The organism is Auritidibacter sp. NML100628 (assembly GCF_003185985.1).
Lineage (GTDB): Bacteria > Actinomycetota > Actinomycetes > Actinomycetales > Micrococcaceae > Auritidibacter > Auritidibacter ignavus.
In genome coordinates this window covers 1-26,054 of the sequence record NZ_QHLP01000014.1, presented here as the reverse complement: position 1 = coordinate 26,054, position 26,054 = coordinate 1, and the positions used below count along the sequence as shown (strand labels likewise).

Annotated in this window: 22 protein-coding genes and 3 pseudogenes; 13 read left to right on the top strand and 12 right to left on the bottom strand. The window is 59.0% G+C overall.

The annotated features are described in order from the left end of the window. Positions 1-75 precede the first annotated feature (75 nt). Positions 76-2,295: a bifunctional (p)ppGpp synthetase/guanosine-3',5'-bis(diphosphate) 3'-pyrophosphohydrolase gene (locus tag DCC24_RS09490; protein ID WP_233492060.1), complete on the top strand. Its 2,220-nt coding sequence runs from the start codon at positions 76-78 to the stop codon at positions 2,293-2,295. 3 nt (positions 2,296-2,298) lie between these two features. Here DCC24_RS09490 and DCC24_RS09485 read toward each other — a convergent pair whose 3' ends face one another. Beyond that, positions 2,299-2,943 (bottom strand): hypothetical protein, encoded by a 645-nt coding sequence (locus tag DCC24_RS09485; RefSeq protein WP_110099683.1) that lies wholly within the window; start codon positions 2,941-2,943, stop codon positions 2,299-2,301. A gap of 152 nt (positions 2,944-3,095) precedes the next feature. Further along, on the bottom strand, positions 3,096-4,643 hold the full coding sequence (locus DCC24_RS09480) for a DUF349 domain-containing protein (protein ID WP_233492055.1): 1,548 nt from the start codon (positions 4,641-4,643) through the stop codon (positions 3,096-3,098). A gap of 180 nt (positions 4,644-4,823) precedes the next feature. Here DCC24_RS09480 and hisS point away from each other — a divergent pair, with 180 nt between their 5' ends. Together hisS and aspS are read left to right on the top strand one after the other, a co-directional pair. Next, a complete protein-coding gene (gene hisS / locus DCC24_RS09475) occupies positions 4,824-6,173 on the top strand; it encodes a histidine--tRNA ligase (RefSeq protein ID WP_110099682.1) in 1,350 nt (449 codons plus the stop codon). Positions 6,174-6,295: 122 nt separating this feature from the next. Beyond that, positions 6,296-8,101: an aspartate--tRNA ligase gene (aspS, locus tag DCC24_RS09470; RefSeq protein ID WP_110099681.1), complete on the top strand. Its 1,806-nt coding sequence runs from the start codon at positions 6,296-6,298 to the stop codon at positions 8,099-8,101. A gap of 56 nt (positions 8,102-8,157) precedes the next feature. Here aspS and DCC24_RS09465 read toward each other — a convergent pair. Then, positions 8,158-9,346 (bottom strand): annotated as a pseudogene (locus tag DCC24_RS09465) (IS110 family transposase). 238 nt (positions 9,347-9,584) lie between these two features. Between DCC24_RS09465 and DCC24_RS09460 the strand changes: the two are divergent. Next, positions 9,585-10,553 carry an IS481 family transposase gene (locus DCC24_RS09460; RefSeq protein WP_110099712.1) on the top strand — a complete coding sequence of 323 codons (969 nt, stop codon included), beginning with the start codon at positions 9,585-9,587 and terminating at the stop codon, positions 10,551-10,553. 152 nt (positions 10,554-10,705) lie between these two features. On the opposite strand, the gene DCC24_RS09450 is transcribed toward DCC24_RS09460, so the two are convergent. The 5 genes and pseudogenes from DCC24_RS09450 to DCC24_RS09435 form a co-directional block, all read right to left on the bottom strand. Beyond that, positions 10,706-11,023 carry a transposase gene (locus tag DCC24_RS09450; RefSeq protein WP_110099680.1) on the bottom strand — a complete coding sequence of 106 codons (318 nt, stop codon included), beginning with the start codon at positions 11,021-11,023 and terminating at the stop codon, positions 10,706-10,708. A 144-nt stretch (positions 11,024-11,167) separates the two neighbouring features. Continuing rightward, positions 11,168-11,389 (bottom strand): hypothetical protein, encoded by a 222-nt coding sequence (locus DCC24_RS12365; RefSeq protein ID WP_233492054.1) that lies wholly within the window; start codon positions 11,387-11,389, stop codon positions 11,168-11,170. Positions 11,390-11,481: 92 nt separating this feature from the next. Beyond that, positions 11,482-12,084 (bottom strand): phage antirepressor KilAC domain-containing protein, encoded by a 603-nt coding sequence (locus tag DCC24_RS09440; protein ID WP_233492053.1) that lies wholly within the window; start codon positions 12,082-12,084, stop codon positions 11,482-11,484. Further along, positions 12,023-12,151: pseudogene (locus DCC24_RS12360) on the bottom strand (BRO family protein); the annotation flags it as partial. The pseudogene DCC24_RS12360 and the gene DCC24_RS09440, both read right to left, overlap by 62 nt. A 441-nt stretch (positions 12,152-12,592) precedes the next feature. After that, complete coding sequence (locus tag DCC24_RS09435; protein WP_158524651.1) at positions 12,593-13,282, bottom strand: CPBP family intramembrane glutamic endopeptidase; 690 nt, start codon at positions 13,280-13,282, stop codon at positions 12,593-12,595. A gap of 519 nt (positions 13,283-13,801) precedes the next feature. Here DCC24_RS09435 and DCC24_RS09430 point away from each other — a divergent pair. Together DCC24_RS09430 and DCC24_RS09425 are read left to right on the top strand one after the other, a co-directional pair. Beyond that, positions 13,802-14,944 carry a ThiF family adenylyltransferase gene (locus DCC24_RS09430; protein WP_199446259.1) on the top strand — a complete coding sequence of 381 codons (1,143 nt, stop codon included), beginning with the start codon at positions 13,802-13,804 and terminating at the stop codon, positions 14,942-14,944. A gap of 2 nt (positions 14,945-14,946) precedes the next feature. Continuing rightward, a complete protein-coding gene (locus DCC24_RS09425) occupies positions 14,947-15,864 on the top strand; it encodes a hypothetical protein (RefSeq protein WP_110099678.1) in 918 nt (305 codons plus the stop codon). Here the strand turns inward: DCC24_RS09425 and DCC24_RS09420 are convergent. Then, on the bottom strand, positions 15,811-16,482 hold the full coding sequence (locus tag DCC24_RS09420) for a TetR/AcrR family transcriptional regulator (protein ID WP_158524650.1): 672 nt from the start codon (positions 16,480-16,482) through the stop codon (positions 15,811-15,813). The two genes, DCC24_RS09425 and DCC24_RS09420, sit on opposite strands and share 54 nt — an antisense overlap. Positions 16,483-16,572: 90 nt before the next feature. Between DCC24_RS09420 and DCC24_RS09415 the strand changes: the two genes are divergently transcribed. From DCC24_RS09415 to DCC24_RS09400, 4 genes are read left to right on the top strand one after another with little or no spacing between them, the layout of a single operon-like run. Continuing rightward, positions 16,573-17,511, top strand: a complete 939-nt coding sequence (locus DCC24_RS09415; protein ID WP_110099676.1) for an ABC transporter ATP-binding protein — start codon at positions 16,573-16,575, stop codon at positions 17,509-17,511. Next, positions 17,501-18,280: an ABC transporter permease gene (locus tag DCC24_RS09410; protein WP_110099675.1), complete on the top strand. Its 780-nt coding sequence runs from the start codon at positions 17,501-17,503 to the stop codon at positions 18,278-18,280. The genes DCC24_RS09415 and DCC24_RS09410 overlap by 11 nt, the downstream gene beginning before the upstream one ends. A 2-nt stretch (positions 18,281-18,282) precedes the next feature. Beyond that, complete coding sequence (locus DCC24_RS09405; protein ID WP_110099674.1) at positions 18,283-19,017, top strand: ABC transporter ATP-binding protein; 735 nt, start codon at positions 18,283-18,285, stop codon at positions 19,015-19,017. Further along, a complete protein-coding gene (locus DCC24_RS09400; protein ID WP_110099673.1) occupies positions 19,014-19,721 on the top strand; it encodes a hypothetical protein in 708 nt (235 codons plus the stop codon). Before DCC24_RS09405 ends, DCC24_RS09400 begins: the two co-directional genes overlap by 4 nt. Positions 19,722-20,005: 284 nt before the next feature. Here the strand turns inward: DCC24_RS09400 and DCC24_RS09395 are convergent, their stop codons facing one another. Both DCC24_RS09395 and DCC24_RS09390 read right to left on the bottom strand, forming a co-directional pair. Beyond that, complete coding sequence (locus tag DCC24_RS09395; RefSeq protein WP_233492052.1) at positions 20,006-20,608, bottom strand: hypothetical protein; 603 nt, start codon at positions 20,606-20,608, stop codon at positions 20,006-20,008. A gap of 195 nt (positions 20,609-20,803) precedes the next feature. Next, complete coding sequence (locus DCC24_RS09390; protein WP_110099672.1) at positions 20,804-21,196, bottom strand: transposase; 393 nt, start codon at positions 21,194-21,196, stop codon at positions 20,804-20,806. A 1,028-nt stretch (positions 21,197-22,224) separates the two neighbouring features. Between DCC24_RS09390 and DCC24_RS09380 the strand changes: the two genes are divergently transcribed. The 3 genes from DCC24_RS09380 to DCC24_RS09370 all read left to right on the top strand — a co-directional run bounded on the left by DCC24_RS09380 (position 22,225) and on the right by DCC24_RS09370 (position 24,735). After that, positions 22,225-22,596 (top strand): recombinase family protein, encoded by a 372-nt coding sequence (locus DCC24_RS09380; protein ID WP_233492051.1) that lies wholly within the window; start codon positions 22,225-22,227, stop codon positions 22,594-22,596. A gap of 95 nt (positions 22,597-22,691) precedes the next feature. Further along, entirely contained in the window at positions 22,692-23,693 is a 1,002-nt protein-coding gene (locus DCC24_RS09375) for an IS481 family transposase (RefSeq protein ID WP_110099669.1), read from the top strand. A 97-nt stretch (positions 23,694-23,790) separates the two neighbouring features. Beyond that, entirely contained in the window at positions 23,791-24,735 is a 945-nt protein-coding gene (locus DCC24_RS09370) for an NAD-dependent epimerase/dehydratase family protein (protein WP_110099668.1), read from the top strand. A gap of 917 nt (positions 24,736-25,652) precedes the next feature. Here DCC24_RS09370 and DCC24_RS09355 read toward each other — a convergent pair. Further along, positions 25,653-25,817 (bottom strand): annotated as a pseudogene (locus tag DCC24_RS09355) (S-adenosylmethionine synthetase N-terminal domain-containing protein); the annotation flags it as partial. Positions 25,818-26,054 lie beyond the last annotated feature (237 nt).

Below are 26,054 nucleotides of genomic sequence, written 5' to 3'. Positions count from 1 at the left end.
GGTCGCCACGGTGCCGGAGGGCAACGGTCTGCGCCCAAACGTCACCGCTCCCGACTGGCCAGGCTCACCGGCAGGATGGGCGGCACAGACTATTCGCCCATCCTGGAGCCGTTGATTCGTACGCTCAAGGTCCGCCACCCCAAAGAAGACCTGGACGTGATTATCCGGGCCTTCACCATTGCTGAACAACACCATGACGGCCAATTCCGTAAGTCGGGGGACCCCTACATTACCCACCCGGTGGCAGTGGCCACGATCTTGGCTGAATTGGGTATGACGGGCACGACGTTGGCGGCAGCGCTGTTGCATGACACCGTCGAGGACACCTCCTACTCCCTCGAGCAGCTCACCGCCGAATTTGGCGAAGAAGTCGCCCTGCTCGTCGACGGTGTCACCAAGCTCGATAAAGTGCATTTTGGTGCCGCCGCACAAGCAGAGACTGTGCGCAAAATGGTGTTGGCCATGGCCAAAGATGTCCGCGTGCTCCTGATCAAACTCGCTGACCGTCTGCACAATGCGCGCACCTGGCGCTACGTGCCACCGGAGTCCTCGGCTCGGAAAGCCCAAGAGACCCTGGAAATCTATGCCCCTTTGGCCCACCGGCTGGGCATGAACACGATCAAGTGGGAGTTGGAGGATCTCTCATTTGCCGCCTTGTGGCCGAAAATGTACTCCGAGATTGTGCGCCTAGTGGGGGAGCGCACTCCGGAGCGACAAAAAAATATTGCCCAGCTGACCGACATCATCGAACAGACCCTGCGCGAGGCGAAAATCAATGCCACGATCACCGGTCGCCCCAAGCACTACTACTCGATCTATCAAAAGATGCAGGCGCGCGGAAAAGAGTTCAACGATATCTACGATCTGCTCGGGGTCAGGGTCATGGTGGACTCTGTGCGCGACTGCTATGCGGCCTTAGGCGTGCTACACGCCAAGTGGTCGCCGATGCCGGGGCGTTTCAAAGACTATATTGCGATGCCGAAGTACAACATGTATCAGTCGCTTCACACCACGGTGATCGGGCCCCGCGGTAAACCGGTGGAAATCCAGATCCGCACCCATGAAATGCACCATCGGGCCGAATACGGTGTGGCAGCCCACTGGAAGTACAAGCATCGCGGTGGTGGGAACGCCGCGGACACCGCGAGCACACCCGGTTGGCTGAAGGCCGTGTTGGATTGGCAAAAAGATGCTCAGGACCCCGACGACTTCTTGGACTCGCTTCGGACCGAAATAGGGTCCTCCGAGGTCTACGTTTTTACACCGCAAGGTGAAATCAAAGCCCTCCCATCGGGCTCGACACCGGTGGATTTCGCGTACGCGGTTCACACGCAGGTGGGGCACCGTACCGTAGGTGCCAGGGTCAATGGTCGCTTGGTGGCCTTGAACTACGTGCTGAATCACGGTGACTGGGTCGAAATCTTCACCTCCAAGTCCGAAGATGCCGCACCCAGTCAAGACTGGTTGGGCTTCGTCCGCTCCGGTCGTGCTCGACATAGAATCCGGCAATGGTTCTCGAAAGAACGTCGCGACGAAATTGTCGAACGTGGCAAGGAGCTGTTGACCAAAGAAGCCCGCAAACATCCGTTGCCACTCCAGAAGATCATGAACGCCGGGATTCTGGGCGATGTGGCCGACCAACTCAACGTTGGGGGAGTCTCCGGGGTTTACGCGGCGATCGGTGATGGCAACGTGTCGGTTGAGAATGTGCTGGATCGGGTGGAGAAACTGGTATCACCTCCCGAGCCGGAACCGAAGCTGGTGGACGATAACGACCCCGACACCATCTCCCTGCCACTCATTCCAAGACCAACCCGCGGCTCGGATTCTGGCGTGGTGGTTCCGGGAGCCGGAGACGTGATGGCAAAACTGGCCCGGTGCTGCACCCCGGTGCCACCCGATGAGATCATCGGATTCGTCACCCGTGGTACTGGCATTTCGGTCCACCGTGCCGACTGCAACAACATCAGTAATCTCGCCAACGATTCGGAGCGTCTCATCCAGGTCGATTGGCAACCAACCCAGGACTCGGTGTTCATTGTCGACATCACCGTTGACGCCCTGGACCGGACCTCGTTGCTCTCTGATGTCACCCGGATCCTTGCTGAACACCACGTCAATATCCTCTCGGCCACGTCCACCACCCGGAAGAACAGGATCGCCTCGTCGAGCTTCGTGTTCGAAATGGGAGATCCCGGCTACCTGAAGCACCTGCTCAATGCGATTCGTCGGATCGATGGTGTCTACGAGGTTTACCGGTCCTCCGAGCGGAAAAAGCGCTCGAGTAAGAAATAATCCCTAGGCTGCTGGCTGGACGAGCTGACGATAACGGGCTATCGCGGTCTCCATCCCCGCCAGATGACGCTGTGACGCCAGCGTTCGGGCCAGCCGAGCCTCATCACAGTGCGGTAAGAGCTCGCTGACGGTGCGGAGCTGGTGATTTCCCGGAAAGAAGCGCAACAGGTCGATGATCGTTTGTTCCACACTGGTAAACAGGATCGGACCCAGACTCAAAATGAGCCCGTGGTGGAGGCTCGTCTCCACAGCCTGCATGTACTCGATTTTGCGCATCGTGACCTGGATGCCACGCGTCTTCGACCGCGACATCCGTCGAGGGTGACCACTGACCGCCTGAAAATCCGCTGGTGCAGGGCCTGAGAGATGAATCCAGGCTGCGGTGGAATGAGATAGCGCCCAACGTCCGGTAAATAAGTTGGCACCAAAGCAATAGGCGGCTACTGCTCGTTGCAACACGCTATCGGGATGTTCGGTCTTGATGAAGCTCCCGCCAACTTGTTCACGGATCACGCCACGTAACTGCAAAGCCTGCAATTCGCCTGGGCTCAACGGTGCGTCGGGATGAATTAAGCGACTTACCGCACGGTCGAGACGTTGGCGGGTGGTGGGAACCGGGATCGAGGACGAAGTGTCTGGCTGAGGCATGCCTCCAGAATGTCACGAGGTGGCACCGGGAAAAATACTCAGGACACCATTGTGGACAGCCAGTACTTGGTAGCTGAGGCGGGTGTTCCCGCTGTGGACAGCTAGCCCCGAGGTCTTCATTAACGACCTCGTCGAGACGATCGATCGTGCAGTTACTCGGCCGAGGCTTGGACCGCTTGCAACCAAGCCCGGCGGGCGTCCAGTGCTTCTTGCTTCTCAGCAATCTTGCGTTCATCGCCGGCTTCTTGGGCTTGTGCCAATTCTGTCTCCAGTTGAGCGATGGTTTCTTCGAGCTGGGCCAGGGCAGAATTGGTGCGTGCCTTAGTTTCCGGGTTGGTTCGTGACCAGTGGTCATCCTCGATCTGTTGCAACGCGTCTTCAAGTTCGCGGAAGCCAGCATCCATGCGCGAGATATCCTTGCGCGGAACCTTTCCGGCCTCATCCCACCGAGTGCGTAGATCATTCATGGTAGCCCGGGCTTTCTCGACATCGGTAAAGGGCAGAAGGCTGCGACCTTCCTCCAGGATTTGTTCCTTGACCTGAAGATTCTGCTGGAATTCGCGATCGATCTCGTCGTGAGCGGCCTGACGAGCACCGAAGAACACGTCCTGAGCGGCGCGGAAACGAGCCCACAGCGCATCGTCTTCCTTGCGCGCCGCCCGCGGAGCTTTCTTCCACGCCGTCATCAGATCACGGTACTTCTGCGTGGTGCGAGCCCAATCCGTGGAATGCTGTAGCTCTTCAGCCTCACTGATCAGCTTCTCCTTGACCTTCTTGGCCTCAGCATTCTTGCTATCCAGTTCCGAGAAAAAGGCCCGGCGCGCCTTATCGAACCGATTCCGAGCCGAACGGAACCGCTTCCACAGTGCATCTTCGACGTCTTTGGATAACCGCGGGCCGGATTTCTGGAGTTCCCGCCAGCTCTCAAAGAGCTCCTTCATCCGGTTGGAGGTCTTCTTCCAGTGAATCTGTTGGGGATCTTGTGCAGCCAGTTCCTCGGCTTCGTTGACCACTGCTTCACGCTGCTGGCGCTGTTCTTCCAAGGCCTCGGCCCGGGCCTGCTTTTCCCGCTCGCGCCGATTCTCGAGGGCGGTGGAAAGCTGTGCAACCTTCTCCCGCAACGCTGACATATCACCGACCATGCCACGAGCCTCCACGGCATCGGCTAGAGGCTTCAGCGTCTTCGTCAGCTCGTTGGTGGCGGTATCGGTGGACAAGCGTTGCTCCAGCAGGAGCAACTGTGCCATCACGTCATCGTATTTGCGCACGAAGTATGCCAGCGCTTGGTCTTCAGTGGCATCGGTGACCTGACCTACTTCGAGCCGGTCGTCACCATCGATCAAGAACACGGTGCCGTCCTCGGCGACATCAGCGAACGGGCGCGCCTGTGCCAGATCCGTGTGGAAGTCCGGCACGGCCGGAGCAACCGGAGTCTTCGGCGTCGCCGTGGCCGGTACTGTCAGCGGAGTCCCCGGTTTGGGAGCCAGAGCGCTGGGTTTGGGGGCCGGCGTCGGCTCGGGGGCCGATTCGGTAGCTACCGTGGATGCCAACACGTCCTGTTCCTGGGCCTCAGCGGCTTCCTGGACCTCAGTACCATCGGCGGACTGTTGGTCCACAGCCTGGCTTTCTGTCGCCTGGCTGTTCTGTTCGGCATCGGATAAGACGGGTTGTGGGTTGTCGGATTCTTGACCGTTAGTCACCGCTAAAACTCTCCTGGTATTGGCCGGGTGTGCCTGCCTCCATAAAGTGGAGAATCGGCACACATGGTCACAAATAGCCTACCCCGATAGGCATAGAATGGCATGGTATTCAGTGAATCGATGCCGAAATGACATCCCAGCGGCATCACCGCAATCGACCCCTGGAGAACGCAACAGACTATGGCACGGAAGAGCTCCCTCTCTGGCTTCAACGAATGGTTACCAGCTGAACGCATGGTGGAATTGCATGTGTTACAGACATTGACCGAGGTCTTCCGGCTCCATGGGTTCACCAATATTGAAACTCGTGCTGTGGAAACCCTCGGTACCCTGTTACGTAAGGGAGAGATCGACAAAGAGGTCTACGCGGTGTCACGCCTGCAAGGCGATGAAGACCAAGCCAGCGACGACCCCAACCGCCTGGCATTGCATTTCGACCTCACCGTTCCCTTCGCCCGGTACGTCACCGAAAACGCCGGATATTTGCACTTCCCATTCCGCCGCTACCAAATTCAGAAAGTCTGGCGGGGTGAACGCCCCCAAGAAGGTCGTGCCCGTGAATTCACCCAGGCCGATATCGATGTGGTCGGTGACGGTCAGCTGGGTTTCCGCTACGACATCGACGTCGCCCTCGTGATGGCCGAAGCCCTCAGTAAACTTCCCATTGGCGAGTTCACCATTCGGATTAATAATCGCAAACTCGCCGAAGGCTTTTACCGTGGGATTGGGTTGGACGACACTGAGGGCGTGTTGCGCAATATTGACAAGCTAGAAAAAATCGGTGCTGAGAAGGTTGCCGAAGCGTTGCAGGATGAAGTTGGTGCCACCGCTCAACAGGCCGAACAAGCCCTGGCCTTGGCCCAGATTCGCACCGAAGACACCGGATTCGTTGATCAAGTTCGTGCTCTCGGCGTGGAACACGAACTGCTGGAGGAAGGTCTGACCGAGCTGGCCGAGGTCATCGATCAGCTCCACCGCCGGGTTCCGGGCACCGCCGTGGCGGACTTATCCATTGCCCGTGGTTTGGACTACTACACCGGTACGGTGTATGAAACCGTGCTGGTCGGTCACGAACAACTCGGGTCAATTTGCTCTGGTGGTCGCTACGACTCGCTGGCCACCAAAGGCAAGCGCAGTTTCCCCGGTGTGGGGCTATCCATCGGCGTGACTCGCCTGGTGATGCGTATCCTGTCGCAGACCATGGCCGAAGCCTCGCGCTCGGTACCCAGCTGTGTGCTGGTGGCGCTGACCCACGATCAGGACTGGGACACCGCACTGGATACCGCTCAACAGTTGCGTGAGCGTGGCATTAGCACCGAGGTCGCGGTCTCGGCCGAGAAATTCGGTAAGCAGATCAAATACGCCGATAAGCGGGGCATCCCCTTCGTGTGGTTCTCCTCGGTCGCTGAGGATGGCAGCGTCTCCCACGAGGTGAAAGATCTTCGCTCCGGGGAACAAGTCCCAGCTGATCCCACCACCTGGATGCCACCGGCCGACGACCTGGACCCTCAGGTACGAGCCACACGTTAGGGGCCAGCGCGCCTCCAGGCCACAGGCTCCAGGCACGAGACAGAGCCGGTAGAATACAAAGCTGATCGTGTCCACGAGCATCAGATAGACAAACCACAACACGTTTAAGGGGTCGTTGCACTGTGTTGCGCACTCATCAGCTTGGCGAGCTCACCGCCGAGAACATCGGAGAAACCGTCACCGTGGCAGGCTGGGTGGCCCGCCGGCGCGATCACGGAGGGGTAGCCTTCGTCGATCTGCGTGATGTCTCGGGGCTGGGCCAGATCGTCATCCACGATGAGGCAGATTTCGATCACCTGCGCAACGAATACGTCCTGCAGGTTACCGCCGAGGTCCGACGTCGCCCCGAAGGCAACGAGAATCCGAACATCACTTCCGGGGACGTCGAGCTGTTTGCCTCGGAGGTCACTGTACTCAATGCCGCCGCCCCGTTGCCCTTCCAGATCGATGAGCACGTCGAAGTCGGGGAAGAAGCCCGCCTGCGCTACCGGTACCTGGATCTGCGTCGCCCGGAGCCGGCCCGGATTATCCGCCTACGCTCGGAGGTCAACCGGGTGGCACGCACGTTGCTGGCCGAGGAAGGATTCCATGAGGTCGAAACCCCAACCCTGACCCGCTCCACTCCAGAAGGCGCTCGCGACTTCTTGGTTCCGGCCCGGCTAGCACCGGGCTCGTGGTATGCGCTACCGCAGTCCCCGCAACTGTTCAAGCAGCTTTTGCAAGTGGGCGGTATTGAACGCTACTACCAGATCGCCCGTTGCTACCGCGACGAGGACTTCCGCGCCGACCGTCAGCCAGAGTTCACCCAGCTGGATATTGAGGCATCGTTCGTAGAAGAAGACGACGTGATCGAGTTAGCCGAAAAAATCATTGCCCAGCTATGGTCGCTGATCGGGGTGGAACTGTCGGCCCCATTTCCGCGGATGACCTACGCGGAGGCCATGGCCTCATACGGGACGGACAAGCCGGATTTGCGCTTTGGCTTGGAACTGACCGAGCTGACCGAGTACTTCGCTAACACCCCTTTCCGGGTGTTCCAGAACGACTACGTCGGCGCTGTGGTGATGCCCGGTGGCGCTTCCCAGCCGCGTCGCACCCTGGACGCCTGGCAAGAATGGGCCAAGCAACGCGGGGCCAAGGGGTTGGCCTACGTGCTGATTCAGGATGACGGTGAGCTAACCGGCCCGGTCGCGAAGAATATTTCCGAAGACGAAAAGGCCGGGCTGGCTGATGCCACCGGCGCCCAGCCCGGGGACTGCATCTTCTTCGCAGCCGGCAAGCCCACCGAGTCCCGTGCGCTACTGGGGGCAGCTCGGGTGGAAATCGGTCACCGCACCGGTTTGATTAAGCACCCCTCCGAAATCGCCGCAACCGACCAAGACTGGGCATTCGTCTGGGTTGTGGATGCTCCGATGTTCGAACCCGCTGACGAAGCGGTGGCCGCCGGAGATGTGGCCGTTGGGTCCGGCGCCTGGACAGCGGTCCACCATGCCTTCACCTCGCCCAAACCGGAGTTTTTGGACACTTTCGACACCGACCCGGGCTCGGCATTGGCCTATGCCTACGACATTGTCTGCAATGGCAATGAAATTGGTGGTGGCTCGATTCGTATCCACAATCCCGAGGTTCAGCAACGTGCCTTTAACGTCATGGGCATTACCGATGAGGAAGCCCGGGAGAAGTTCGGGTTCTTGCTGGATGCTTTCCAATACGGGGCACCCCCGCACGGCGGAATTGCCTTCGGGTGGGACCGGATCGTGGCCCTGCTGGCCGGAACCGACTCAATCCGTGAGGTGATCGCCTTCCCGAAGACCGGTAACGGTTTCGACCCACTCACCCAGGCTCCGGCGCCGATCACCGCTCAGCAGCGCAAGGAAGCTGGCGTGGATGCGAAACCGGAGCCCACGACATCCGAGAAGTCAGAATAATCTGACCACCTGTGCAGAGTGCTGGAACGGGGTCCGGGGGGCTTCTATCGTTTTCGTCAAGCCGCTGGTGTTAGTGGGGCTGGTTGAGATTCGTAGAAGGTACCGTTTCTGAGTATAGCGAATAGGACGTCAGTTCTTCGACGGGCTAGGGCGATGAGGGCTTGGTTGTGACGTTCCCCTTCGGCGCGTTTTTTATCATAGTAGGCGCGCGAAGCGGGGCTGTCTTTGATCGAGGCAAAGGCAAACAAAAACAGCGCTCGTTTGAGGACTTTGTTGCCACGTCTGCAGGGCGCTTGGCCGCGGGTCGAAGTCCCCGATTGGCCGGTGACGGGTGCGATGCCAGCAGACGCGGCCAGGTCTGTTGCGGATTTAAAGTCTTTGCCCACCACTTCGGTGAGGATTCGTGCGACTGCCCTGATCCCTACGCCGGGCATGGACGTCAGGAAGTCGGTAAAGGGGTGGGCATCAACTACTGACAGGATCTCAGTTTCGATGTCGAGTCGCTGTTGGGTGAGCTGCTGAAGTTGGGTAGCCAAGCGCCCGATAATATGTTCAGCGGCTCTGGTTCCGGTCACGACGGTGGTTTGTTCGGTGAGTGTTGCCAAGATCTCGTCGGTGAGTCGCATCGGGATACGGGGCGCGAGTTTCGTGAACCGGTTCTGAAGTGTCCTCGCCCGGCCCGTTGGAGGGTTGCTGGGGTGGGATACCGGCCCAGTAGATCCACCACCGCTGGATGAGCGAGTCGAGGTTCTAGTACTGTCTCGAGCGAGGGATGGATCTGGGTCAGCAGGCCTGGCAAGCGATTGCGCACCTGGGTCAGTTGTGCGGCAGTTCGGCAATGTGCTCTTCAGCTACAGTCATACCGCCCAGCGTATGGGGCATGGTGCCTGCTGTTTCAGCGATAATGTCGGCGTCTCGAGCGTCCGTTCTGGCCTGGCCCGGATGCAGATCGGCTACCCGGCGCATGGTTAATCCAGGCAAATACGGCATCTGAATCCCAAGGTGTTGGGCAACGGCAATTACCAATGTGCCGAGAGTCTTGGGCTGATCCACTACCACCCACAGCTTAGCGTGTGGGGCCACAAGTTCTTTCAGCAGTTCCTGAATCCTCGGTTCAGATGGTGGCGGTGATTTGTCATGTACCAGCGTGCTATCGGGTGTGACAGTGGTGGCATGATGGTTGGTCTGGACGATGTTGATGCCACGAAACAGGTGGAGTTTTATCGGCCAGTTTCTGTGGTTCATTCCAGTACACGACAAGCTCACCGAGGGTTCGTGCGTTCACATTCACGTGACACAGTGCCACCATAATGCCACCATGATCAGAGCGTGCTTGTCGTAGCGATCCGAACGAACCAGACTGAAGTGCCCCGGGTTTTGTTCCTAGGTGTAGTTCCTCGGGAGGTTGTGAACACTCGCGGTAGGATGAAGACCTCCGGTACAGATGGGGTTTACCACAACACTCATCAATCCGGAGGTCTTCATGTCCCACCCTAATGCACCCCTGACGCCCGAAGGTCGCCGACGCCTGGCCGTGCTCATCGTCGAGGAGGGGTGGAGGATTCGTCGAGCTGCCGAGCGATTCCAAGTGTCACCCGCTACCGCGTCGAAATGGGCGACACGGTATCGGGCCGGAGACCCGTTGACCGACCGCTCGTCTCGACCCCGGCGCTGTCCCAACCGACTGTCACCCCGGCGAGAACGCCGCATTATTGCGCTTCGGTTTACCCGGCGGTGGGGCCCACATCGGATCAGTTACCACCTGGGGATCGCTCGATCGACGGTGGGGCGGGTGTTAGCACGGTACAACATGCCACCACTGGCCTGGTTGGATCAGGCCACCGGACTACCGATGCGCAAACTTTCGCCAGTGCGTTACGAGAAGGCCACCGCCGGGGAGCTGGTGCATGTCGACATCAAAAAACTCGGCCGGATCCCTGATGGTGGCGGCCACCGGAAACTCGGGGCAGCTGGACGCAAGAACAACGGGTATGGCAACACAGGCCGCGGCTACGCCTACCTGCATCACGCGGTGGATGACCACTCCCGGCTGGCCTATTCCGAGATCCTGCCCAATGAACGCCAAGACACCGCCGCCGCCTTCTGGCAACGCGCCCAAGCGTTCTTCACCGATGCTGGCATCACCGTCACCGCGGTGATGACCGATAATGGCTCCTGCTACCGCTCACGCCTGTTCAACGACACGCTCGGCCCAGAGATCAAACACCGGTACACCAGACCCTATCGGCCGCAAACCAATGGCAAAGTTGAACGCTTCAACCGCACCCTAGCCCAAGAATGGGCCTACGCTGAAACCTACTACAGCGACGAAGCCCGAGCCGAGACCTATGCTGACTGGTTGCACTACTATAATCACCACCGACCCCACACCGGCATCGGAGGCTCAACGCCCGCCCAACGCGTTCACAACCTCACGGGGAATTACAACTAGGGCGGCGTCGCGAAGGCTACGGACACTTAATCCCCGAGCCTTAGATTGGCGGTACCCACGAGAAGTAAGGAAGCCGCCAACACGGTGTGTGTTTAACGTCGTGCAGATGAACTCGACGGTGAAATGATTCCGGTGTTTATCGATGAACTGGATCATTTCCGACGTTTTGGGTCGAGTTTCGATGCGAAAAAAACCGACGCGGCCTTTAACAGCTCGTTGGTGTCGCGAAGTTCTTGATTCTCACGCCGAAGCTTGGCTACCTCTGCCACGAGGTCTTCGGACAACAGCTCGGCAATACGACCGTCACGGCGAGCCGCTTGTGTCCACTGCCGAGCAGTATGCCATGAGACGCCCAGCTTCGGCGCAACTGCCTGGCACGCAGCCTGCATCGACATGTTCTCTGCCAGGATGCGATCCTCCACCAAGCGAACCACGCGGTCCTTCACATCCTGGTCAAATTTTCTTGGCAAGTTCCAGATTTTCCCATCTACTCAGACGGAACAAAACCTGGGACACTTCAATCGAAGTATGAGATTGACAACTCGAGGTGGGATGCCCACGCGATCTCTGCCCGAATGCCGGCGCTGACCCGTGCGGTGTAGATCCACCTGGCCTCACATTTGGTCAGCAGGATCCGGTTGAAAAACGTCACCAACTCGCGCTGATCGGGGGTCGGTGACGTCCATGAACTGTGGGAACAACAGATGCGGGGCTAGCGGAATCTTCCGACGCGACACCGCGTGGGCACAAAACTCACGTGCAAGCTCCACGTTGGTTGCCACGTCCCCGGCGTACTGTGAGCAGATGTAGACCAGGGTCCGGTAGCCGTACTCCACTCAATGCAGAGTCGTCAGCGCCTTATAAGCTGTCGGGTCCGCACAGCCATGCGCGTTCAGGTGCTCGAAGCCCAGGTCGAGTGTCGCGGCGCTCATGCTGCACCGCAGTCGTTTTGTTCGATGACCGGCAACAGGCCGCACTGGTTTTTCAGCAGGTCGTACATAAACAGACGGCCTTTCTTCGTCCAGTACATGTGGGTACGGGTTTTGCCCGCGTCGTACTCATGGGTCTCGGATTGCGCGTAGCCTTCCTGCGTGAAGGGTGCGTAGAGGAACCAACGGCCCGAGCGATGGAACTGCACCCCCTCCTCGTGGAGGATCTGGTTAAGCCGCTTCACAGACAGGCCATAGTCCTTAGCGATCTCCGTTGTTGTGATCAGCGAATCGGACTGGAGCACCAGGTCGTAATAAGAGATCTTCGGGCGCGACTTCAGAATCAGCTGCGCTTGCACCAGGTTCTCGGCGACGAGGGCATCGTTGCGTTCCTGCTCAGCGATGAGCGCCTCCAACGCGGCCAGCAGCGCCCTCGGGTTACTGCGGATCTCCTCGATCGCATACACGCCATGGCGACGGATCGACGGAAGGACTTCGTCGACACCCCCAGGACTCGAAAGCTTGGGCAGAGGCAAGCTTTCACGAGAAGACGAGGCGGTAGAGGTCACCTTCGGTGATGAACCGGGCTTGCTGGGTGCCACCAGCGGTGTCGAGGGGGTAGTGTTTCACGACCTTCTTGCAGTGGCGCGACAGGGCGTCTTTCGTGTTGGCATACCCGAAAGCGGTGGAGACATCACGGTTGCAGAAAAAAAGACCTTGCTGTCGGTCTCGACAGTACGCACGGTTCCAAAAGCATCATTGGTGAATACTCGAAGGCCAGCTGCCATGACCTGCTCCTTTCTAGGAGGCCGTCGACATCAAGGGCAACTCAGGGGTGAGCGCAGAAATTATGGCTTTCTGGAAGAAGGGCTTTGGCAGGGGGCGGTTTATAACCACGCCAGCAGAAAAAGCTCTATCCGTGATCTCAGATGTGCCCGCGAGGTTCTGCCGAGGACTCCTAATGCCGCCGCTTCGATGCGGACTGCCGGCCAGCCCCGCTTGGCATCCAGGATGCAGGTGACCTGGAATAACCGTGATGCACGAGCCTTCGCAGGTTCGGGAAGGTCAGAAGCCAGTAGCGCCTGCATCCACGCCGACTTCTGCAAGGATTCACGACAATAGTCTGATCTGAGTTCTTCTTGATGCTCGCATCAACAGTGCGCTCACGATGAAACCTAGTGCGATCATGATGACAGAGCCCTCGATTCCGATTCGACCCCCTGTGAGCCAATCAGGCCCGTAGATATCAGCGATGAATAGCCCTGGCTCTGTCGGGACGCCTGACACGTTCAGTCCGAAGATTGCTGTTTGCGTGAAGTTCCAGGCCGCGTGTATGCCGATGACGAACCACAGTCTTTGGGTGAGCAGGTATGCTGCGCCGAATAGGATACCAGCTTGCAATGCAATGCTGACCGCGCTGAGGAGAGATGCGCTGGGGTTGCCTAGATGGAGCAGTCCGAACGCTACTGAGGTGAGGGTGAGTGCGGGCACTGTGCCGATCTTCCCAATAAGGACGCGTAGCAGAATACCGCGCATCACTACTTCCTCCCCGAAGGCACTCCCGAGTCCGAGAAGCAAGCCAGACAGGAGACCACGGCCCACGACGAGGTCAGTGGTGCGGTAGTTGCCGAGCACGAATAGCACTGCTACGGCCGTGGCAATGACCCCGGCACCGACTAGAGCGCCGTAGCCGAACTCACGGAAAGCACCCTTGCGCTCCAACTCGTATACCGGCCGCCGTGCGAGGTATCTGGCTACGAACGCCATCACGGCGATGGCGGCCACAATCTGTAACGCCATGCCTACCGGCTGACCTGGCCAGGTTGTGACCAGTGCTTCACCCCAAGTTGTCGCCCCCTGCATCCCATAAGCGATGCTAACTTGTGTGATGCCCGCAACCGAAGCTGCAACGAGCCCGAGCGGGACGCCAAGGATGAGTTGGACCCAAGGCCGCGCTCCGAGTAGCTCAGGGCCACCCACAAGCAGACGCTTCTCACTTGCTTCCACTGAATCCATGGCATCTTCAATCGAATCTCAACAAAACACTTGCTTTCCGAACAGAATACTGGCAGTATCGAGATACTCACAGTTAATAAACTGTGGGTATCCCGAAACCGCATCGCGTACCCCAGAAGGAGGTGACTCATGAAGAATGTAACCGTGCGCCGCGCCGAGAAGGTGGAGGCGACTGTGTGGTGGATCATCGTCTAATGCCCCCGACAAGCGGAACACACAAGTGCCTTCCGTCGGGCCGCTCGAGCCCTCTGGCTCTTGGCGGCCCGCTATTCTTCTTCCTCCGAGAGACGCTAGGAGCATTCCGTGGCCAAAGTGCCCTCAAATCCTCGGCTCAAGCCGATCTACCCCGCATACCGAGTCGATGAGCGGGTCTTCCGGATTGGCGCACAGTTGGGCATCACGGCAGAGTTCGACGACCCCGACCACCAACTCTGGTTGCTCGTCACAGTACTCGACGGCCGCCCCGTACACGATGCCGTTCGAGCAGTGCAGAGACACTTCCCTGAACTCACTGAAAACGACATTCTTGACGGAATCGCCCTTCTCGATCAGGAAGGTTTCCTCGAGGAGAGCACACCCGATGACGAGTCGACCATCAGCGCCAGGTATCGAGCCAACGTCAACTACTTCAGCCGCTTCATCGGCCTGGACGGAGATCGCTTCGCTCCACAACGGCGGATCAACGAATCGAATATCCTTCTCCTTGGCCTCGGCGGGGGTGGCTCCAACATCCTGACGCTGCTGGCTGGCCTCGGCCCGGCTTCCATCACAGTTGTCGACCACGACGTCGTGGAAGAGGGGAATCTTGGGCGCCAGCTGCTATACCGGGAATCTGATGTCGGTCGCCCGAAGGCCCTGGCTGCGGCAGACGCGCTTGGGCAGATGAACTCAGAAATTGGCATCAATGCCCACCCAGAGCGCATCACCTCGGTCGAAGACGTGGCGGCCTTGCTAGCTGGCAAAGACCTCGTTATCTCCGCTATCGACGAGCCACCGTTCGTGGCCCAGCGGATCGTGAACAAAGCCATCGTGCAGGCGGGCGTTCCGTGCGTGTTTGCCGCATCGCAAGTCAGTCGCGGACGCGTCTACACCGTGATTCCGGGCAAGACAGGATGCTTCGACTGTTTAAACGTCCACTACACGCAGCGAGACCCCCAATTCGTCTCCCAGTTCGCTGCGTTCAGCGAACTGAATTTCGACCCGCCATCGATCGCGTACGGACCGTCCATCTTCCTTCTCACGGCCACAATCGTCGACGAAGCCATGCGCGTCCTGACTGGATACACGCAGCCGCGATCCCTCGGAACGCAGTTCGAAGTGAACTTTGAGGATGGCTCGGCTTTCGCACATCCATCGTGGCCACGCCTTCCAGACGACTGCCCAACGTGTGGCACTGGCGATCCCGCCACCTGGGAAGTCTTCGGCCACTATCTCCAGCAGATCTGACAATGGCCGAACCGACAGAGCAGGCCATACGTCTGAAGCCAGTCCGGGGGCGGAAGCTCCGCGACGGCATGTGGGTGGTCGTCGCCGACGGCTCGGAACCGCTTGTAGTCAGCGAGCCCGTCGCACACGCACTCCGAGCACAGGACGATCATGCCTCCATCATCGCCCCGCTAGCCGCCACGTTGTCAGATGCGGGATTCATGTGCGACTTCTCTGAGGAGGTCCGGCAACCTCCTGCCGCGCCCGTTAGTGGGAGGTGGAAGGTCGCGCGTGCGACGCTGTGGGTGGCCGGAGTAGCGCTCTGCCCCTCCGCAATCGTGCTCCTGCTCCAAGGCGGCATTCCCACCGGCGCGGACGTCATCTCCGCAGGCTCGCATCCGCTGCTCGTGATTGCCGTGGCGCTCGCCGTAGCGATCACCACGGCCGTGCCGCATGAGCTTGCGCACATCGGCTTCGGGCGCAGGTTCGTGCGCCCAGGAGGTACCGTGCGAATGCGCGTACTTCAGGCGGCCGCCACCACCAATCTCACGCACGTCTGGGCGTGGCCATTGTCACCACGTCTATCAGCGGTTGCTGCAGGCGTGGTAGTCGACTTCGCATTCCTAACGACGGCGCTTGCCTGGCGTGCCCTGACAGGCTCGTGGATCGCGACCGTCGCCGTTGCAGTGATGGTCGTGCGCCTCGTGTGGCAGTTCAGATTCCATCGAAATTGCGATGGTCGTCACATGGCAAAGATGTTGCTCGATGCCCCCACGATCGACACCGACACTAGGAAGTTACTCACGGCCCAGCTCTGGACATCTGCACCCATAACGCCTTGGCTATGGCTTGCGTTGGTGGCAGTTGGCGCATTGGCTGAGCTCGCCCTACTGGCGATCTGGCTCGTGCCCGCCATTCTGCGGCTGTTGGGAGTACTCTGACTCCGTACTTGCGTCGTAGAGCGTGTGGGCGAGCGAGAGCACAGCCGTCTTATACAGCTCGGGCTTGACGTTGTCCGGATCGAACAGCCCCAGAGCGGATAATCCTAGATCGAGCGCCGTCAGGATGCGGAACTGATCTCCAACCGGGATGCGAGCGAAGGTGCTATCGGATGGGATCGGCGACTCCGCAATTGAGATATCGTCGGCGGGCGAGATGAACTCCAGAAACCGTGCGGTCAACTGCTCGTCCCGCAGGGCGTAGGGAATGAAGTCAAACAGTAGGCGGACATAGCTGGAGCGATCACCGCTCCTGGCTGTCAGTATCCAAGCATCGCACCAAGCCTCTAGGCGCTCGCGGTCGTCAGTAGCGCGATCAAGGATCGCGTGGAAGTCCTGAGCTTCCTGCGAGAGTGTCTGACGATACCGGATTACCTCCAGGATCAAATCACCCTTGTTACGGAAGTTTGAATAGACCGCCCCCTTAGTTAGACCGGCTTCTAAGGCCACATCATCAAGAGAAGCACCCTCCACGCCACGCGCAGCGAAGATGCGCTCAGCCGCCTCAAGCAATAGCACTCTGTTGCGTTGCCGTTGCTGAACGCGTGTCATCCGAACCATAAACTCCATTCTATTAGACAGCACCCCCGGCACACCCCGGAGGTCGCGTCACCATTGATTCACATTGCAGATACCGATAGTATGTGAAATATGTTAAGCTCGACCCCTCCCAGCCAACCACTCCTGCTGGAGGCGATCACCAAGACGTTCCAGCGAGGAGCTGTCGCGGCGAATGACGCCATCAGTCTCACGCTCCACCCCGGACAGCTGATCGCGCTCATCGGACACAACGGGGCAGGCAAGACTACCCTTCTCAACCAAATCGTCGGCACGGCCAAGCCTACCTCCGGCGATATCCGCTACGGCACAGAATCGCTCGCGAAAAACCCGGATCTGGCTCGGCGCATCGCCTCGATGATGCCGCAGATGCACGCTCCTCTAACTGGAGTCACACCTCGCCAGGCGATCACATCCATCGGCAGACTGCGGGGCCTTTCGGGGAGAGATGCACGCTGCGAGGCCAGCGCTCTCATAAACGAGCTCGACATCACCCCGTGGCAGAATGTCGGAGGTGAAAAATTGTCTGGCGGACTGCGCCGCCTGACCTCATACGCGATGGCCGTGATCGCGCCTCCACCTGTCCTGCTCATCGACGAGCCAACCAACGATGTCGACCCGACGCGACGTCCCCTGATCTGGCGGAACCTGCGCCAACTCGCTAACGCGGGACACATTATCATCGTCGTCACTCATAATCTGCTCGAAGTGCAACGGACCGCCGACCGCTACGTACTGCTTCAGAACGGCCAGGTGCTGATTGACAGCACCCCGAGGCAGCTATCGCAGCAGGCGCAAACAACCAGCCTCAGCGTTTCCGTCCGATCCCGCACCGCCCTCACAAAGACCCCATCAGCCTCGCGGGTTCATCCAATCGACGACGGGCAACTTCGACTCGATCTCGAACCCCAGCATATTCCCGGCGCCGTGGCTTGGGTCCTCGAACAGGTTGAGGCCGGAAACGTAGACAGTTACGTGCTCGCACCGGCATCCCTGGAATCGCTGTATGAAGGGATCACTAATGTCCGTTAATAACGTGTCTACTCAGACCGTTAGGTTGCCTCGCAAACTCGGGTGGTTCCGTAGCTGGACCGGTCTCGTGCGTTGGAGCTTGCTCCGCCATAAATATCTACTCCCTGTTTTCACTGCGGTCCAGGCACTGTTTGCCGTCGCGGTCATATACGGCCTGGCCTTACTCATCCCCGACATCGATAGCGAAGCTGCCCGCTATCTGTCCTCCGGTGCCTGGACCCTCGGCATCATCGCGGTCGGATGCGTCCTCGCTCCGCAAATCACAGGCTCTTCGAAGCAGGAAGGCCTCCTCGACTACCAACGGACACTCCCGGTTCCCCGCTCGGCGATTCTCCTCGCCGATGCTGCGGTTTGGAGCCTTGCAGCCCTTCCCGGAATCGCGGTCGGCATGCTCGCAGCGGCCTTCCGATTCGGGGTTGACATCCAGGTCGATGCGCTCACCGTCGCCGCCGTGCTCGGCGCGCAGTTCACGATGGTGAGCATCGGGTATGCCATCGCGTTCTGGCTGCCCCTCAACGCCACGTCCCTAGTAACGCAGATCATCATGATCGGCGGTCTGTTGTTCACTCCGATCACATTCCCAGCCGAGCGCCTTCCGGAATGGGCGGTCACAATGCATCAGTTCCTTCCGTTCGCGCCAATCGGTAATCTCATCCGAGAGGCCACTTTCCGTGCCGGTGACCCCCAACTGCTGAACCTCGTCGCTGCGGTTAGTTGGGCTGTTGCCGCCTACACCGTGGCCTATTTGGCCCTCCGGAAAAGGAGCTGACCATGACAAACACCACTCCGACGCTCGAACTCACCGGTGTCATGAAATCGATCGATGGCCGGGACATCCTCACCGGGTGCAGCATCACGCTTCATCCCGGTGAGATCTGCGCCATCATCGGACCGAACGGGGCTGGGAAAACCACTCTCTTCAAACTGATCGCAGGCCTGGCCTTCCCTTCCTCGGGCGCCATTGTCGTGACCGGACGGATGCTTGATTGCGACTCGCGCGATGCACTCCTGGCGCGAATCGGTACGAGCATCGAAGCACCAGAGTTCCGAAACGGTGCCACCGCCGAGCAAGTTCTCCAGCTACACTTCGATCTTCTCGGCCTAATCGATCACCGGCCAATCGACGAGCTACTCGCACTGGTCGGCCTCACTGCGGCCGCCAGATCGCCTGTCGCCTCGTTCTCACTCGGCATGAAACAGCGTCTCGCTATAGCTCGAGCGATCAGTCATCGGCCCACCCTGCTAATCCTCGACGAGCCCGCGAACGGCCTTGACCCGACTGGCATTTCTGACCTGCGTTACCTGATCACCAGACTGGCCGCAGAAGGCGTGACGGTGCTTATGTCTAGCCACGTACTCACCGAGATTGAACAAACGGCACACACCGTTGCTGTACTCACAGATGGGCGCCTTGGAGCAAAGCAGGATTTGACCAGCATCCTGGACAGGAACGATGGCAGTCTCGAAGAGTTCTACAGATCAAGCATTGCGGAGGCAGGACGATGAACCACTTCCTTCGACTCGAGCTATCCCGATACCTGCGGGTCATTCCGCGCTTCGGAGCAACAGTAGCCTGCTCAACACTAATGGGACTGTACTTCTTTACTTTCGTCGGTCGGTTCGACGACAGCTCCGACAGCGCGATGCTACGAGAACCTGCCGCTGTAATTACGCTTGCCCTCACCCTCGCTTTCTGTGTCGTCGTCATTTACGGGACGGTTGTCTACCAGCGTTTCATTGTCTCGGATTACATTGGCAACCGACGGATCCAGCTGTACTCATACCCCGGCGGGCGTAGCCCTCTTTTCCTCGCTAAGAACACCGCTTATGCTCTCGCCATCGGAGGCAGCGCGGCGGTCGGCCTCGTGCTCGGTACAGCAGTTTTCTTGACTTTTGAGTCGTTCATGCCCGTGTCCGATGCGCATGTGACTGCGCGAACTTGGCCCGCGACGCTCACTATGGTTGCCTGCATCACTCTGCTCACACTGAGTGCTATCACGATCGCCGGGTTCATCGGCGTGCGCCGTAGGTCAACTGTGTCGAGCATCGTCACCGCTGTGGTTCTCATCGTTCTATTTGGAAACGCCGTTGCCATGTCATTGAACGCTCCACCGTGGGTTCCATGGACGGCAACGGCAGGAAGTATGGCTCTTGCGCTAAGCTTGCTTGCAGTTCAGAATCTCGCAATCCAACAAGATGAGGTGCTCTGACGCAGGGATAGTCAAATCGGATGCCGTGGAATACGCTCAATTACACGGCCACCATCACCGGCGACGACCGCGCGCAAGGGGTAGCGATAGCCTCTGCCCTCCGACATGACCCCCACCGAGACCGTCATACCGGACAGGGGAACGGGTTGACGTGAGTGCGTGTAGGTGCCTGGTCATAGAGGAGCGTCACGCCCTCTGAGTAGTGCCTCGTAATCAGAGATTTTGTTACAGCGTGATTGGTGTGGAGGTGACCGAGGTTGAGGCGATTATGAGAAGTTGGTCACTTAGTCTTTCCTATAGAAGGCGCACTCGTAGCCAACTGCGGCCAGCGGTAATCCCTTGGACCAAGCTGGGGATGGTGGGCAGAGGTGGCAGATGTCTCCAACGGTCGTATCTGCGGTTTCGACGACGATTTCGTCGTGGATGTGCATCACGATCTCGTGCCCTGTAGCCTCGACATGGTGCATGGCGTGGGTGAGCGGGTCGGGGGCGATGGCTTGGACGATGTTCTCGACGAGTTTCCCGCCACAGGTCTTGAGCTTGCCCCACTTGCGGCCCTTGGTGATGCCGTCATAGATGATGGCGGTGCCGCCGAACCGGTTCTCACTCAACCGTGGCCGCGCATAGGCCAACTGCCTCCCTGAGGGTAGGTGGATGAACAGCCAGTGTTCGACGGCGAACGTCAGCGGACCAATCTTGACAGGCTGGCTAGTGCTGATTGCCTCGATGGCGGCGGCGTTGACATCAGTCCAGAGTTGGACGATGTTGGGGTTGGCGGCCCGCCACGCATCCACCAACGGTTGCAGCTCGGACTCGGCCAGGCCCATGCGCAAGGCTCCCATAGCTTTCAGCGCACCAACACCGCCTTGATAACCACAGGCGAGCACTGCGATCTTTCCTTTTTGGCGCAGCTCACTGTTGGCTCCGTGTTTGTCGACGGGGACACCGAATATGCGGGAGGCGGTTTCTCAGTAGAGCTCCTTGCCCTCAGGAACGCTTCGAGTGTGGTGGATTCTCCGGCGAGCCAGGCGATGACGCGGGCTTCGATGGGCTTGTCAGGTTTGTTGTGTACGGGGTTGGGTTTAGAGGTAGGGGTTGATTCGGTCGGGGTAGGTGGCGGCGAGTTGTGAACCGTCCTGGGTTTTATTCCATCCTCTCATTTCAGGACGGAACAAAACCCAGGACGGTTCATACGGCATCTGAATCCCAAGCTGTTGGGCAATGGCAATCACCAATGTGCCGATAGTCTTGGGCTGATCCACTACCACCCACAGCTTAGCGTGTTGGGCCACAAGATCTTTCAGCAGTTCCTGAATCCTCGGTTCAGATGGTGGCAGTGATTTGTCATGCACCACCGTGCCATCGGGTGTGACAGCGGTGGCATGATGGTCGGCCTGGCCGATGTCGATGCCACGAAACAGGTGGAGTTTTATCGGCCAGTTTCTGTGGTTCAGTCCAGTACACGACCAGGTCACCGATAGTTCCTGCGTTCACATCCACGTTACACAGTGCCACCATGATCACAGCGTGCTTGTCGTAGCGATCCGGACGAACCAGACCGGTTCCGGTGACAACCCCCGGATCATCAATGACTGGGGGCAAACATCATGCCGGAACCACCCGGCAACCTACACCGCACATCCTGCCGGAAAACAGCGACACCTAAAAAGTAACGAGGGCAGGAGAGAACTCATCCGCACTTGGATCATTGCGCCACGGCTTTCAGATCTCGGTTGGAGGGCCCGCAGGGACATCGACAGGGCGGACGTGCTTAGCACAGCTTTTTCGATACTCCGGGGCAGTTTGGGCCCCCTTGGCGCTCGGTCAGGCCTGTTCATGCCATACAAGAACACACTTTCGAGGTGCCATGACGCGGGAAGGCACGCATCCTCCACGTGGTGGATTCCCGATTCCCAGGGTCTGGATACGTGAGGCCCTACCGTATGCCGTCGCGTTGCTGAGTATCGACGGGTAAAGAGTGGCGTTTCGCTAGCTCGCAAGGCGGAAGAACTGGGAATGCGACCGAGAGCAGCGAAGAGGTAGTGCGATAGCGTCGCCATCGTCGAATTCGGCGGTAGCCCAAATCGACCAGTCGGAAAGTGCGTCGAGGAGGAGCTTTCGTCATCCATCCAATCGAGCGGATGGATCCCCATAGAACCCATGATCGAGCACAGCGTAATCCATATATATCAAGTCGACGATGATCTCGTACCTATGCATGAACATGAGCTTGCGCTATGTGCTCCGCTGTTTGGGAGTTTAACCGGCGGTGCGGTGGTCCGCTGTACTTGAGACGTTGACGCCGCCTCCGAGCTCGAGTTCGATTGTATAGTCGGCCCACTCCCTTTGACGCGCGTCGTGGGAAACCATGACGACAGTGATGTCTTCCGGCAGTTGGTAAAGCGCGTCCATTACCATCGCGTAGGTTCTTACGTCCAAGCTTGAGGTCGGTTCAGCGAGCCAGGAGGCAGGGGGGTAGGAAAGGCAGACGTACCTCATGTCCATGACCACCACTACTGACTCCATGCTCGAAGCCCCTCAACTCTCAACCTCGGTGGAAGCCTCGACCGCACGGCTAGGCGAGATCGCGCACGACTGGACGCCGGCGATCGTTTACGGACGCGCTTCCCAGGACCGTAAGAAGCGCATGCGCTCGATCAACGACCAGCTGCTCGGCTGCGTGTCCTGGTGCGAGCCATTGCGCTGGTACCCCGACGCGATCGTGCGTGACTCCGACCGGTCTGCCTCCCAGTGGCGGAAGCAGATCCGCGAGGGCTTCGACGAGGTGATGGCGCTACTCGAGGAAGGCAAGCACGGCGGCTTCGTCACCTGGGAGCCCTCCAGAGCCGCGCGTGACCTGGAGGTCTACGTGTAGTTCCTCGACACGTTGTGAACAGTCCGTGACTTAAGCGGAGACCTCCGATATCGATGTGGGTTACCACAACTCACCATCAGATACGGAGGTCTCCTATGGTTCACCGTAGATCACCGCTGACCCCGGAGGGAAGGCGACGCATCGTAGCCCTGGTTATCGATCAGAGATGGCCCCAGCGCCGAGTCGCAGAGCGATTCCAGGTCTCTGCGGCCACGGTCTCGAAATGGGTGACCCGCCACCGGGCCGGCCACGGATTCCAGGACCGCTCCAGTCGCCCTCACCATAGTCCCCGAAGGTTGCCACAGCGCACCGAGCGCAGGATCATCGCGTTGCGATTCATCCACCAGTGGGGGCCTCACCGGATTAACGCTCACCTGGGTATCCCTCGCTCCACCGTGGGCCGGGTGCTTCAGCGGTACCGGATGCCCAGGTTGGAATGCATTGACCAGGCCACTGGGCTGCCGGTGCGCCGTGCGGCCCCGAACCGGTATGAAGCATCCACGCCCGGTGAGCTGGTGCACATGGACATCAAGAAGCTGGGCCGGATCCCTGACGGTGGGGGCTGGCGAGTCCATGGCAGAGGATCACCCCAGGCGCTGAAGGCCCTGGCTAAGACGCAGAAGGCCGCTGCTGAGGGAGCCTCTGCGGGCAGGGGCTACCGGTACTTGCACCACGCGGTGGATGATCACTCCCGGGTGGTCTACTCCGAGATCCTCAACGATGAGCGCAAGCACACCGCCGCTGGGTTCTGGAAACGCGCCAGGGCCTTCTTCGCCGGCATCGGCGTCGAGGTCACCGCGGTGATGACCGATAACGGTTCATGCTACCGCTCTAAGGAATTCCGCAAAGCCCTCGGCGAGAGAGTCAAACACAAGCGCACCAAGCCCTACAGGCCACAAACCAACGGCAAAGTCGAGCGGTTCAACCGAACCCTGATGACCGAAGGGGCCTACGCGCGCGCCTACGCTAGCGAATCAGAACGTGAGGCCTCCTACCAGGCCTTCCTACATGAGTACAATCATCATCGAACCCACACCGCCATCGGAGGCCTAACCCCCTCAGTCCGTGTTCACAACCTCACGGGGAAGTACATCTAGTTTTCATGAACACAAGTCATTTTAGCCACTCGTCCGCCACCGGCGATTCAAGGATCTACTGTGTCGGAGTAGCTACAGAATCAAAGGAGAATAGACAGTGACCGACGAACGCCGTGTAGCGGTGATAGGTGCGAGTGGACAAATCGGACGCCTCGTCGTGAGTACGCTGACCCAACGTGGTGTTCGAGTCGCCGCCATCTCGCGCCGGCGAAGTGATGCTCCTTCCGCTGGAGCGGTCTCCTGCCGGGAGATCTCCTCGTATGAACCCACCCAGCTAGAGCCAGCACTTGCCGATTGTACGGACGTTATCGCAACAGTAGGCTTGCCTTATCGGGCGCGCATATGGAACCAGGAGTGGCCAGGGCTGGTTCGCTCCATCGTGTCGTCGACCGAAAGCCGTCAGACTCCGCTCACCTTTCTCGACAACCTCTATGTCTATGGCCGGGCTGAATCGCCGATATCTGAGTCACAACCGATGGCTCCCTGCAGCGAGAAAGGATCTGCCAGGCTCAAGGGCACGGAGATCCTTTCTCAGGCACGTGCGAAAGGTCATGATGTTGTCATTTGTCGATCGGCAGATTTCCTCGGCCCTGGAAGTGAAACCACGGTGATGCCGTGGAGTTCTCTTGAGGAGGTCGTCATGAAAAGAAAAAGAACTTTCAGGTGGTTCGGAAGACCCGACAACTTGCACTCTTTCGCACTGCCTCGCGATGTTGCTCGCGGGCTGGCTGAAGTGTGCCTTGATTCAGATCTCCGATCTACGCTAACCCTTCATATGCCAGCGATCACCGCGTTCTCAGCCAACGACTTATCGCACGAACTGTCGTCTATTATGGGACGATCCGTTAAACCAGCAGTTCTAGGAAGAAACGTTCTCGCCATGGCCGGCGTTCTCAGCACCGCCGCACCCGAACAGCGCGAAATGATGTACCAGTTCGAGAGTGACTACACGCTCGACGACTCTACATTTCGGAGTCGAGTACCTGATTTTCCGAGGACAAACATCAAGGATGTAGTGTCAATGCTTCCTGCTACGGCCTGAGTCTATCGTAATCGCCCTCAGGAGACGTTCGAGCGAGTCTACGGCGTTTACCGTGTGGGTCTCGCCGGGCATCGGCGGATTGCTGCTGAGTTGCCGCCGATACAGACCTACCGCCAGTACAACCACATCACGGACAGGTAGGGCGAGTGTCGAACCGGTCTGGTTCTGTACGTAAGTGAGGAGACTTTCCAGCTGGCCGTACAGATCGTCTTGCGCCTTAATCAAGACCTTACGGGAGGCTTGATCGTGCACGCTGACTCCCCGTAGTTCCGTGACCATTCCAAACCACTGCACTTCATCACCAGTGCCGAAGTTGAGGGTTCGAAGGGCGGTGCAGATGATGGAGGCCAGATCAGCCGATTCAGCAGACCTTTTCTTTTGAGAAGCGTCTATAGCGGTGTGAACCGCTCGCCGAATTTGTTCGGTCTGCCGCCGGTTTGCTTGGAAGTAGATCGTTTCAAAGAGCTCTTCCTTCGATTGGAAATTTGAGTAAAGTGCCCCCTTGTATAGCCGGCACTTGCGCAAATACCTTTTATCGTTGTGTTCAAGTAACCGTTACGCAGGAACGCACGATAGGCGGTCTGTATAAGCCGCTCCTTGGTCGCGTCGCGTCCTGTGCCGGGTTCCGGGGCCAAGCGCTTTGGACGCTTCGTAGAAGCCTTCGCCATGGGCGTCAACAGCCCTCTCTCACATGCCATACCTGTCGCCGTTGCCAGCGACAAGGCCACGGTGGCCTGAGAACATCATACCTGGAGGCCTGAGGCTGTCGGAGGGCGTGAGCCGACACGGAAGAGAATGTTTCTCACCTCAGCACCACGGGAGTGCGATGACGAGATACACGCCCGCGTGATCCGCATGTACCAGTGCTATCTGACCGAGGCGGGATCCAGGAGGCCGGAGCCCGACGTGAGAGCGGCGATGTCGGCGTGTCCGCTGGTGCGAATCTCCCCGGCGACGTGGACCAGACCGGTGGTGACCAGCGTTTCCACGGCAGTGTGTGAGTGGGTGTCTTGGGTGATCAGTGCGTCAAGGATGCTGTCGCTGATCTGGTCGCAGATCTTGTCCGGGTGGCCTTCGGTCACTGATTACGAGGTGAAAAGCCGTAGCGTCATGGTCTGTTCCTCATTCCTAGGTGGTATCGCGGTCGGGGTGGCGATGGGGAGCATCATTTTTGGTTCTCCCCACCGCCAGTAATTTGTTGGTAAAGTGCGGACTCGTCGTCGCAGGCGCATCTTCTGCAAAACCGGATGGTCCGTATGGCAAGCGGGACATTCAAAGCAACCAGTTAATGACGCTCTCGAGAACGTGCGCCTGCCAGG